Below are 10,620 nucleotides of genomic sequence, written 5' to 3' on the forward strand. Positions count from 1 at the left end.
GTGACCTTCACTGCCGTATAGGCAGCTCAGAATGGAACCGCAGTTTTCACCGGCGAGGGCATCCGCTTCACTGCCGTATAGGCAGCTCAGAATGTTGCGCGCTGCTGTTTCGAAGTCGACGACCTCTTCACTGCCGTATAGGCAGCTCAGAATGACCTGGGCAAGGTGATGCGGCCCGCATCACTCTTCACTGCCGTATAGGCAGCTCAGAATAAGAACTGGATCGTCAAGCAAGCCCTGTCCGCCTTCACTGCCGTATAGGCAGCTCAGAATTCATGGCCGGCATGAACACTGCGTTCATTGCTCTTCACTGCCGTATAGGCAGCTCAGAATTCTTCGGAGGATCACGACAAGGTGCTCGAATCCTTCACTGCCGTATAGGCAGCTCAGAATAAGCGGTGGCGCAGCCTCTGCGCTCAGAAGAGCTTCACTGCCGTATAGGCAGCTCAGAATATCTTCTTGCCGCGCTCGACGCCGAGCTGGTACTTCACTGCCGTATAGGCAGCTCAGAATACGGAGGCACCACGGCGGAGGCCAAGAAGATGCTTCACTGCCGTATAGGCAGCTCAGAATAGATGGCGACTCGGCGGGCGCGCTGGATGTTCCTTCACTGCCGTATAGGCAGCTCAGAATGGTGTGCTGCGTCACCCGGCCAGTCGAGAGCCCTTCACTGCCGTATAGGCAGCTCAGAATGTCCACGGCCTTGGCTGCCTCTTGTGCTTTGGCTTCACTGCCGTATAGGCAGCTCAGAATGACTACAGGCCCTGCGCAAGGCTGGCCGAATCCTTCACTGCCGTATAGGCAGCTCAGAATGAAGAGAAGTTCGGCCAGGTCTTCCGCCAGGACTTCACTGCCGTATAGGCAGCTCAGAAATGGTGCTGAGCGTGATCTACAACCCGATGCCGCTTCACTGCCGTATAGGCAGCTCAGAAAGTACTGGTCTACCTCCTTCCGGCTGTAGTCGACTTCACTGCCGTATAGGCAGCTCAGAAATGATAGAGGCCGGGGAATCGTGGATAGGTGGTCTTCACTGCCGTATAGGCAGCTCAGAAATTTCCACGCTCACTATGGGCAAATGTCCACCGCTTCACTGCCGTATAGGCAGCTCAGAAACTGAAATCAGCGACATCTCGCACCCTTGCAGCCCTTCACTGCCGTATAGGCAGCTCAGAAAATGATCCGCAGCACGTCGGCGCGCTGCTGGTCCTTCACTGCCGTATAGGCAGCTCAGAAAACGATGGGCACCTTGCAGCGCTCGGGCGGGTTCTTCACTGCCGTATAGGCAGCTCAGAATCTCTCCACTCCACTGCTGCACAGCCTTCCCCCGGGCCGAACTCCCCTCGGGAGTACGGCCCGGCGGCGCCGATCAGAAATCGCCGCGCAGGGTCAGGACATAGCTGCGTGGGGCGCCGAACAGGTTGACCCGGTCCACGCCATCGGCCGCCACGTAGTACTTGCGATCGAGCAGGTTTTCACCGGTCACGCTCACCAGCCAGTGCTGGTCGAGTTTCCATGCCACACGGGCATCCCAGATGGCGCGACCCGCCGCGCCGTATTTGTAGCCGTCCCAGGTTTCGTTCTCGTAACGCGACTGTGCGGATACCCCGGCGCCGATCGTCAGGCGGTTCCAGTCGCCCGGCAGGGTGTAGCTGGTCGATACCCGCGCCAGGTGCTTGGGCGTTTCACTGGCCACCGGGCCGCCGTTGCTGCTGCGGGTCATGTTGTAGGTGTAGCCGGCCAGCACTTGCAGACCCGGCAGCACTTCGCCGCTGGCTTCCAGGTCGACGCCTTTGCTGCGCTGGATGGTGCCGTTGGTGTAGCAGGTGCCCCATTCGTCGTTGCTCATGCACTGGCCGCTGTTGGCGGCGTCCTCCACCAGCACGTCTTCCTGCTTCACGTAGAACAGTGCCGCGGACAGGTTCAGTCGCTTGTCGAACAGCTCGCCCTTGATGCCGGTTTCGTAGTTGGCGCCGACCGCCGGCTCGAGACCCGCGCCGCTGACGTCGCGGTATCGGCTCTGCGGCTGGAAGATGTCGGCGTAGCTGGCGTACCAGGACCAGTTCTGGTCGATGTCGTAGACCAGGCCGGCGAACGGCGTGACCTGGCCGCTTTCCTTGGTGACATAGTCCATGCCCTCCATGCGGTAGTCGAAGTCGTAGTCGAACCAGCTGACCCGCGCGCCGAGGATCAGGCTCAGCGGCTCGGACAGGCGCAGGCGGCTGTTGGCGTAGAGGCCATAGCGCTCGTCCACCAGGTCGGTGATCGAGGTCCAGGCCGGCTTTGCCGGCCTGGCGAAGGCGTGGTGGTCGACGTCGAACACGTTGACCGGAATCCGCTCGGCCCCCGCGAAGAAGATGTCCGCCATCCTGTCCTTCACGTTCTGCTGCGACCAGTTGGCGCCCACGGTGATCTGGTGGGTCAGGCCGAAGGCCTCGAAGGTGCCGTTGAGGTGGCTGTCCAGGCTCTTGCTGGTCACATCGAGTTCGCGGAACTGCACGCCGCGGAAGGTCGAGCCGGTCTGCGTCATCGGGTCGATGGCACCACGGGCGTAGGCCAGGTCCTGTTCGAAGCCGCCGTCTGAATAGGTGAAGGAGGTGGTGCTGGTCCAGTTGTCGTCGAAGCGGTGGTCGAGTTCGACGAACGCCTCGTTCATCTCCGTTTCATGGCGGTTCCAGTCCTGCACCAGGGCGGTGGAACGGGAGATATCCAGCGCCTGGCCATTGCTGTAGCGCGGCAGGCCGAAGATCGAATAGCCGTCGATGCGGCCGGTCTGGCGGCGCAGGCTCAGGGTCAGGGTGGTGTCGTCGTCGAGGTCGACTTCGACGATGCCGTAGAGCAGCGGCGTCTTCGACTGCTTCTCGTCGAGGTAGGAGCCTTTGTCCTCGTAGGCGGCCACGGCGCGGCCGCGCAAGGTGCCGGCGTCGTTGAGCCGGCCGCTGCCGTCCAGGTCCAGGCGGTAGTTGTCCCAGGAGCCGGCGCGGGTGCTGACCGAGAACTTCGGCTCGGCGGTGGGACGCTTGCGCACCAGATTGACCGCGCCACCCGGGTCGCCGGCACCGACCAGCAGGCCCGCGGCGCCGCGCAGCACTTCGACGCGGTCGTAGATGGCCATGTCCGGCGGCAGCCAGCCCGTGACGGTGTAGGCCTGCCCGGGCACGCCGTCCATCAGGTAGCTTTCCTCGCCGAGCACGAAGCCGCGCGACTGGAACACGTGGGCGCCGTAGTTGCGCTGGCTGAAGGTGATGCCCGGGGCCTTGGCCATCACTTGGTCCAGGCTGGTCAGGTTCTTGTCGTCCATCAGCTGGCGGGTCATCACGCTGACCGACTGAGGCGTCTCGCGGAGGGTTTGCGGGGTCTTGCCGAGGGTGACCGCGCCGGTGGCGTACGAGCCGCTGCCCTCGGTGGTGGTACCGAGGCCGCGGGCGTCGATGCTGGTGGCGCCGAGGACCACGGCGCCCTCGCCATCGACCTGCGGAGCGAGGGTGTAGTCGCCGGAGGTGCCGCGGGCCAGTTGCAAGCCGCTGCCGGCCAGCAGCCGGGCGAAGCCCTGTTCGATGCCGTAGCTGCCCTGCAGGCCCGGGCTCTGCTTGCCGGCGGTCAGCCCCGCGTCGAAGGACAGCACCACGTCGGCCTCGCTGGCGAAACGGCCGAGCACGGCGCCCAGCGGGCCCGCGGGAATGGCGTAGTGCTTCGCCGGTGCCTCGGCGCGGGCCTGGCCGGCGTCGGCCAGCAGCGGCTGAACGAATCCGCCATGCAGCGCCAGGGTGGCGCCGAGAACGGCCATGGCCAGCGGCTTTCTGACGAGGGATGGGCGGGTGGCTTGGGGTGACATGGACGGCTCCTTCAAAGGCCAACGAGGCGGTTTGCAGGAGGGGTCGAGCGAGCGCTGGCAAATCGACAATCGGTCACGAAGATTTTTTTCAGCCCTGTGGCCGCACGCGGGTCCAGAAGCGGGTACGGCTGTCGATGCGCACCGGCAGGGCCAGGGCGATCGCGGCCAGGGCGCGGTCGGTGTCGTCCAGCGGGAAGGCGCCGGACAGCCGCAGGTGGGCGACCTCGTCGGCGCAGTCGATGAAGCCCGGGCGATAGCGCTGCAGTTCGGCGAGCGCCCGGTCCAGCCGCCAGTCGTCGATCACCAGGCGGCCGTTGCGCCATTCGGCCTGGTTCGGGTCCGCCGGCTGCGGTGCCGGCAGGGGGCCGTCGCCGAAGTCCAGGCGCAGGCCGGCCTCCACGCGCAGCGCGTCGGCGGTCGCTGCGTTGCGCACCGCGACGGCATGCTCCAGCACGTTGAGTTCGGTGTGCTCCCGGTGCTGTCGCACGCCGAAGCGGGTACCCAGCGCCTGCATCTCACCGTGGGCGCTGCGCACCCGGAACGGCCGCGCGTCCCTGGCCGTCTCGACGAAGATCTCGCCAGCGCGTAGCAGTACCAGTCGCTGCGCCGGCTCGAAGCGCACGTCCACCGCGCTGGCGGTGTTCAGAGTCAGGCGGGTGCCGTCTTCGAGGGTCAGGCTGCGCCGCTCGCCGGTGCCCGTGCGCAGATCGGCGAGCCAGACAGGCGATTGCCGGTAGCCGGTCCAGGCCAGGCCGGAGACGCCGATCCCCAGCGCCAGGCCCTTGAGCAGGGTGCGCCGCTGCAGCCCGGCCTCGCCGCCGGCCAGCGTGCGCCGGGCCAGAGGCCCGGGCAGCCCGCGCAGTTCCGCCTGCAGGTGTTCGAGGCGCTGCCAGGCCCACTGGTGGAGGTCGTCGTCCTGATACCAGTTCTGCCACTGCTGGCGGGTGGCCGGGCAATCGGGCGCCGCGCCCAGGCGCGCGTGCCACTGGGCGGCGTCGCGCAGGGCCTGGCGCTGCCCGGCCGGGTTCATGCCTGCGCGTCCAGGGCGAACAGCAGGCACTGTTCGGTGGCCCTGGCCATGTACTTGGTCACCGAGCTGACGGACACGCCCAGGCGCTCCGCGATCTCGGCGTAGCCCAGGCCGTCCAGCTGGGCCAGCAGGAAGGCCTGGCGCGCCTTGTGGCCGAGGCCGTCGAGCATGGCGTCGAGTTGCAGCAGGGTTTCCAGCATCAGCAGGCGTTCTTCCGGCGAGCACTCCTGCAGCTCCGGCTGGTGGGCCAGGGCCTCCAGGTAGGCCTCTTCCAGGCTGCGCCGGCGCAGGTGGTCGACCATCACCCTCTTGGCCACCGTCGCCAGGAAGCTGCGCGGCTCGCGCAGCGGCTGGGCCACGCTGCCGACGAGCAGGCGCAGGAAGGTGTCGTGGGCGATGTCCGCGGCGCGCTCGCGGTCGCCCAGGCGCCTGCGCAGCCAGCCCTGCAGCCAGCCGTTGTGGTCGCGGTAGAGCGCGTGCAAGTCGTGCGGCGGCGGCGCGTCGGGGAATGCCGTGGACATCCACCCTCCCGGAATAGTGAGTTGCAAATAAGAATTTGTCTCAAATTCTACGGGCGCGGAGGACGATTGGGAATGGCCGGCGCCGAAGACGCCGTGGCGATGGGGCGTTCCATGACCGGGCGAATCGTGTCCCGGGCGAACGAAGACGCAGGCCCGAAGGCCTGCGTAGTGGGGTGCGGCGGCGGGGGGCTAGAAGTCGCCGCGCAGGGTCAGCATGTAGCTGCGCGGCGTGCCGTAGGTGGTGCCCCGGGTCCAGTAGCCGGTGGAGGCGAAGTACTTGCGGTCCAGCAGGTTCTCGATGTCCACGCCAACGGTCCAGTGCGGGTCAATCTTGTAGGCCGCGCGCGCGTCGAAGATCGCCCGCCCGCTGTTGCTCGTGCCGTTGTAGGCATCGTCGTAGGCGGACTGGGCCGACACGCCGCCGCCGACACTGAGGCGGCTCCACTCGCCCGGCAGGGTGTAGTGGGTGTTGACGCGCAGCAGGTGCTTGGGGGTCTGCGCGGAGATCGGCCCGCCGTTCTGCGAGCGGGTGGTGTTGAAGGTGTAGCCGGCCGCGACCTGCAGCCCCGGCAGCAGCTCGCCGCTGGCCTCCGCCTCGAAGCCTTTGCTGCGGCTGATGCCGTCGCTGTTCACGTAGCAGCGGCCGGCGACGTCCTGCGGGCAGTTGCCGTCGTTGGCGTAGTCGCGGGCGGCCACGTCCTGCTGTTCGATGTAGAACATCGCGAGGGACAGGTTCAGGCGCTTGTCGAACAGCTCGCCCTTGATCCCGGTCTCGTAGTTCGAGCCGATGGCCGGGTCCAGCATGCTGCCGCCGGCGGTGCGGTAGCTGGCCTGGGGCATGAAGATATCGGCGTAGCTGGCGTACAGGGACCAGGCGTCGTCGAGGTCGTAGATCGCGCCGACGAAGGGGGTGAACTCGTGCTTCTGCTCGTTGACGTTCACCCGCGGGCCATCCCAGGCCTCGGTCTTGTACAAGCTCAGGCGCGCGCCGAGCACCAGGCTCAGGTCCTCGCTCATGCGCAGGCGGGTGTTGAGGTAGGTGCCGTAGCGGGTGTCGATGGTGTCTTCCCTGTAGTCCCAGGCCGGCCGCGCGGGCTCGGGCATGATGTGGTGGTCGGGGTCGAACACGTCGAGCGGGATGGGGCTGTCCAGCCTGACCGTCGCGTCCTTGTCGTTCATCTCGCGCCTGGACCAGTTGGCGCCCAGGGTCACTTGGTGGGTCAGGCCGAAGGCCTCGAACTCGCCGTCCAGGTGGCCGTCGACGGCGTTGGCGGTGGCGTCGAACTTGTGGAAGCTGGTGTCGTAGATCATCGGCCCGGTCGGGCTGCCGTGTTCCAGCGTGTCTTCCGCGCCCCACTCGATGGCGCTGCGGTTGTAGGCGCTCTCGGAGTGGGACAGCGCCAGCTTGCCGCTCCAGTTGTCGTTGAAGCGGTGGTTGAGGTCGGCGAACACCTCGTCGGTGCGGGTCTGCAGCGTGGCCCAGTCCTGGCCCAGGAAGGTCGAGCGCTTGAGGTGCGGGTTGCTGCCATCGGGGTTCATCGGCAGGCCCAGCACGCTGTAGCCGTCGATGCGCGAGGTCTGCCGGCGCAGGCCCAGGGCGACGGTGGTGGCGTCGCCCAGGTCGCCCTCGACGATGCCGTACAGCAGCGGCCGCTTGGATTCGATGACGTCGATGAAGTCGCCACGGTCCTCGTAGGAGGCGACCATGCGGCCGCGCAGGCTGCCGTCGTCGTTGAGCCGGCCGCTCGCGTCCAGGTCCAGGCGGTAGTTGTCCCAGGAGCCGGCGCGCGTGGTGATGGAGAAGCGCGGGTCGGCGGTCGGGCGCTTGCGCACCAGGTTGACCGCGCCGCCCGGGCCACCCGCGCCGACCAGCAGGCCGGCGGCGCCGCGCAGCACCTCGACGCGGTCGAACACCGCCATGTCCGGGATCATCCAGCCGGTGTAGGCGTAGGCCTGCCCGGGCACGCCGTCGACCATGTAGCTGTCGTCGGTCAGGTCGAAGCCGCGGGAGCTGAAGTGGTTGTTGCCATAGCCGCGGTTGGCGCGGGTGATGCCCGGGGTCTGGGCCATTACCTGGTCCAGCGACACGAGGTTCTTGTCGTCCATCAGCTTGCGGGTGACCACGGTCACCGACTGGGGCGTGCGGCGCAGCGACTGGGCAGTCTTGCCGATGGTCACGGCGCCGGTGGTGTAGGAGCCGCTGCCTTCCGTGGTTTCGTTCAGGCCCGTGCTGTTGATGCTGGTCGCACCCAGCTCCAGCGCGCCGTCGGCGTCGACTGCGGGCACCACGCTGAATGTCCCGCTGCCGGTGACGATCACCTGCAGGTCGTTGCCCGCCAGCGCTCGCTGCAGGGCTTGCAGGGCGCTCATCTCGCCGTGGATAGCGGGCGCCCGCTTGCCGGCGACCAGGCCCGGGTCGAGGGAGATCACCTGCCCGCTCTGCCGGGCGATGGCGTTGAGGGTTTCCGCCAGGCCGGCGGCGGGCAGGTCGAAGCGCTGCACCTGCTGCTGGACGGAGCCTTCGGCCCGGACGAAGGCCGTGGGCGCGGCGGCCAGGGCGATGGCAAGGGCGAGGGGCCAGGGTTTGAGCACGGGGATTCTCCTGAATGGGTTGGCGTTGTCAGGAGAGAGGTGCAACGAGCGCGGAAAACCGGACAGGAATGAGAAAAATTTTCACTCTCACCAGATTCAGGGCGCGTCGATCAGGGTCAGCCACGAGCCGTAGCGTTCGACCCGGATCGGCAGGGTCTCGGCCAGCGCGGCGAGGGTGCGCTCGCTGTCGTCCAGCGGGAACACCCCCTGCACGCGAAGGTCGCGCACCCGCGGGCTGACCCGGATGAGCCCGAGGCGATAGGGACGCAGGGCGTCGATCACCGTCGCCAGCGGCTCGTCCAGCACGCTGAGGCGGCCCTCGACCCAGTCGGCGCGGTAGGCCTGGCCGGCCGCCAGCGGCTCGATGCGCCGCGCGTGCAGCAGCGCGGCCTGGCCTTCCGCCACGTCCAGCGCGGTGCCGTCAGGCAGCGAGACGCGCACGGCGTGCTCCAGCACCACCACCCGGGTGGCGTCCGCCTGCTGCTCGACCAGGAAGCGCGTGCCCAGGGCGCGCACGTCGCCCTGGGCGCTGCGCACGATGAACGGCCGCGCCGGGTCCGCCGCCACCTGCACCACCAGGGCGCCACGACGCAGGTGCAGCAGGCGACGCTCGGCGGAGAAGTCGAGATCGACCGCGCTGCCGGCGTTCAGGCTCAGCCGGCTGCCGTCGGCCAGCGACAGGCTGCGGCGCTCGCCGGTGCCGGTGCGCAGGTCGGCCAGCAGCACCCGGCCACTGTCGCTGCCGGCGGCCAGCCAGAGGCCGCCGCCGAGCAGGCCGAGCCCGGCCAGCCCGCGCAGCAGGTCGCGGCGGCCGAGTTCCGGTTGCAGCAGGGTGTCGCGCAATGCGCCGGGGGCGCGGCGCACCACGTCGTAGTGGTTGCCCAGGCCGCGCTGCAGCTGTTCCCAGGCGCGAGCGTTGGCCGGGTCCTGGCCCAGCCAGTGCTGGAAGCGGGCCTGCTGGCGGGCCTCGTCGCGCCCGGAGCGCAGGCGCACCATCCAGGCGATGGCCTGCTCGCCGGCCTGGTCCGGCGTGTCACGGCTCACGGCTGCGCTCCGCTCAGGTAGCACTGGCGCAGGGCCTGGGTCATGTAGCGGCCCACTGTGCGCTCGGAAACCCCCAGCCGGCGGCCGATCTCGGCGTAGCCGAGGCCGTCGAGCTGGCTCAGCAGGAAGGCCTTCTTCACCACCAGCGGCAGCCCGGCCAGCGCCTTGTCGATGGCGCTCAGCGCCTCCAGCAGGAGGAAGCGTTCCTCGGGCGAGGGCGCCAGTTCTTCCGGCAGCAGGGCCAGGCGCTCCAGGTAGGCCTGCTCCAGGCGGCGGCGACGGTGGCGGTCGAAGATCAGCCGGCGGGCGATGGTCGAGAGGTAGGCGCGCGGCTGCTCGATGGTGGCCGGGTCCACCTGGGCGGCGAGCAGCTGGCAGAAGGTTTCGGCGGCGGTGTCCTCGGCGTCCGCGCGGTTGCGCAGCAGGCGCTGCACATGCAGGAGCAGCCAGCGATGGTGGTCGCTGAAGAAGAAGCCGAGCTTGTGGGTAGTGGACACGGGGGCGCACATGACAAATGAGAATTCGTCGCATCTTATCGGTCCTGCGCCTCTCACCGCAATCGGCGACGAGGAACGGCATCCCGCGCGAGTGCAGCTAATCTGAACTTATTCGGCCCGGGGCGGGCCACAACAGCAAGTGCATCGCCTTTCGTCATCACAAGGAGAGCGTCATGTCCGATCACCACACCTACAAGCTGATCGATCTGGTGGGTTCGTCGCGGACCAGCATCGAGGATGCCATCAACAATGCGCTGACCGAATGCGCGAAGTCGGTGCGCAACCTGGACTGGTTCGAGGTGGTGGAAACCCGCGGCCACATCGAGAACGGCAAGGTCGGGCACTACCAGGTCACCCTGAAGGTCGGGTTCCGCATCAGCGACAGCTGAGCCCGAAGAGTCGCCACCCGCATCCTGGGCTACCCTTCGAGGGCCGGGGCGGGTCGCCCCGAGAGTCCCCCAACGAAGGAGCGTTACCGATGAAGCGAATGATGCTGGGCCTGGCCCTGTTCTCACTGGCGGGTTCCGTGTGGGCCGCCGGCAAGCCGTGCGAGGAGCTGAAGGCGGAGATCGACGCCAAGATCAAGGCCAACGGCGTGCCCGCCTACACCCTGGACGTGGTCGACAAGGGCGACGCCGGCGACCGCAAGGTGGTGGGCTCCTGCGAGGCCGGCACCAAGGAAATCGTCTACCAGCGCGGCTGATCGTCCGCGCTCCCCGAAGGCCAGGGCCGCCGAGAGGCGCCCTGGCCTTTTTCATGGCGATGTCACCGTTAGAGCTGTAGTGCCCAGAGCTCTTCTGGGTCCCCGCCTGCGCGGGGATGACGAGGTGGGGGTGGAATTGCTCTCGGAACCGTCATTCCCGCGCAGGCGGGAATCCAGGGGCAGGCAGCTGCAGTGTTCAGCTAGAGGGGCTTGACCGCGCAACGCATAGGGTCGGTTAGCCGCTTGCCGGCGTAATCCCGCGGTGCCGCGGTCGATTGCGCGGGTGGGTTATGGCCTGTGGCCTTCCCCACCCTGCGGGTTCCCATCGATATTGCAGGCAGGCCGTTTCTGCAGGGCAGCTGTAGCGTCACGCAACGGGATTCATGGCTGTGTATGTGCCT

Annotated in this window: 8 protein-coding genes and 1 CRISPR repeat array (1 of these 9 running past the window's edge); of the genes, 2 read left to right on the forward strand and 6 right to left on the reverse strand. The window is 67.6% G+C overall.

All coding sequences use genetic code 11. The features are described from left to right. Window positions 1-1,294: direct repeats of the CRISPR family, unit length 28 nt; unit sequence CTTCACTGCCGTATAGGCAGCTCAGAAT; it begins 1,255 nt to the left of the window's first position. A 72-nt stretch (window positions 1,295-1,366) separates the two neighbouring features. From N5D30_RS24390 to N5D30_RS24415, 6 genes are all read right to left on the reverse strand, one after another. Next, a complete protein-coding gene (locus N5D30_RS24390) occupies window positions 1,367-3,832 on the reverse strand; it encodes a TonB-dependent siderophore receptor (protein WP_279911061.1) in 2,466 nt (821 codons plus the stop codon). Between the two features lie 88 nt (window positions 3,833-3,920). Beyond that, entirely contained in the window at window positions 3,921-4,862 is a 942-nt protein-coding gene (locus tag N5D30_RS24395; RefSeq protein WP_279911062.1) for a FecR domain-containing protein, read from the reverse strand. Next, window positions 4,859-5,383: a sigma-70 family RNA polymerase sigma factor gene (locus N5D30_RS24400; RefSeq protein WP_279904110.1), complete on the reverse strand. Its 525-nt coding sequence runs from the start codon at window positions 5,381-5,383 to the stop codon at window positions 4,859-4,861. Before N5D30_RS24400 ends, N5D30_RS24395 begins: the two co-directional genes overlap by 4 nt. A 189-nt stretch (window positions 5,384-5,572) precedes the next feature. After that, on the reverse strand, window positions 5,573-7,975 hold the full coding sequence (locus tag N5D30_RS24405; RefSeq protein WP_279911063.1) for a TonB-dependent siderophore receptor: 2,403 nt from the start codon (window positions 7,973-7,975) through the stop codon (window positions 5,573-5,575). 96 nt (window positions 7,976-8,071) lie between these two features. Next, window positions 8,072-9,019 (reverse strand): FecR family protein, encoded by a 948-nt coding sequence (locus tag N5D30_RS24410; protein ID WP_279911064.1) that lies wholly within the window; start codon window positions 9,017-9,019, stop codon window positions 8,072-8,074. Then, window positions 9,016-9,528 (reverse strand): sigma-70 family RNA polymerase sigma factor, encoded by a 513-nt coding sequence (locus tag N5D30_RS24415; protein WP_279911065.1) that lies wholly within the window; start codon window positions 9,526-9,528, stop codon window positions 9,016-9,018. The genes N5D30_RS24410 and N5D30_RS24415 overlap by 4 nt, the downstream gene beginning before the upstream one ends. Window positions 9,529-9,689: 161 nt before the next feature. On the opposite strand from N5D30_RS24415, the gene N5D30_RS24420 reads away from it, so the two are divergent. Together N5D30_RS24420 and N5D30_RS24425 are read left to right on the forward strand one after the other, a co-directional pair. Next, on the forward strand, window positions 9,690-9,905 hold the full coding sequence (locus tag N5D30_RS24420) for a dodecin (protein WP_220815853.1): 216 nt from the start codon (window positions 9,690-9,692) through the stop codon (window positions 9,903-9,905). Window positions 9,906-9,994: 89 nt separating this feature from the next. Beyond that, window positions 9,995-10,219 (forward strand): DUF1161 domain-containing protein, encoded by a 225-nt coding sequence (locus N5D30_RS24425; RefSeq protein WP_279904107.1) that lies wholly within the window; start codon window positions 9,995-9,997, stop codon window positions 10,217-10,219. Window positions 10,220-10,620 lie beyond the last annotated feature (401 nt).

This window comes from Pseudomonas sp. GD03875, assembly GCF_029840585.1.
Taxonomy (GTDB): domain Bacteria; phylum Pseudomonadota; class Gammaproteobacteria; order Pseudomonadales; family Pseudomonadaceae; genus Aquipseudomonas; species Aquipseudomonas paralcaligenes.

What these genes read in the sequence shown, in the direction of transcription:
- N5D30_RS24390 (WP_279911061.1), bottom strand. Translation starts at nt 3,832, where the DNA reads ATGTCACCCCAAGCCACCCGCCCATCCCTCGTCAGAAAGCCGCTGGCC.
- N5D30_RS24395 (WP_279911062.1), bottom strand. Translation starts at nt 4,862, where the DNA reads ATGAACCCGGCCGGGCAGCGCCAGGCCCTGCGCGACGCCGCCCAGTGG.
- N5D30_RS24400 (WP_279904110.1), bottom strand. Translation starts at nt 5,383, where the DNA reads ATGTCCACGGCATTCCCCGACGCGCCGCCGCCGCACGACTTGCACGCG.
- N5D30_RS24415 (WP_279911065.1), bottom strand. Translation starts at nt 9,528, where the DNA reads ATGTGCGCCCCCGTGTCCACTACCCACAAGCTCGGCTTCTTCTTCAGC.
- N5D30_RS24420 (WP_220815853.1), top strand. Translation starts at nt 9,690, where the DNA reads ATGTCCGATCACCACACCTACAAGCTGATCGATCTGGTGGGTTCGTCG.
- N5D30_RS24425 (WP_279904107.1), top strand. Translation starts at nt 9,995, where the DNA reads ATGAAGCGAATGATGCTGGGCCTGGCCCTGTTCTCACTGGCGGGTTCC.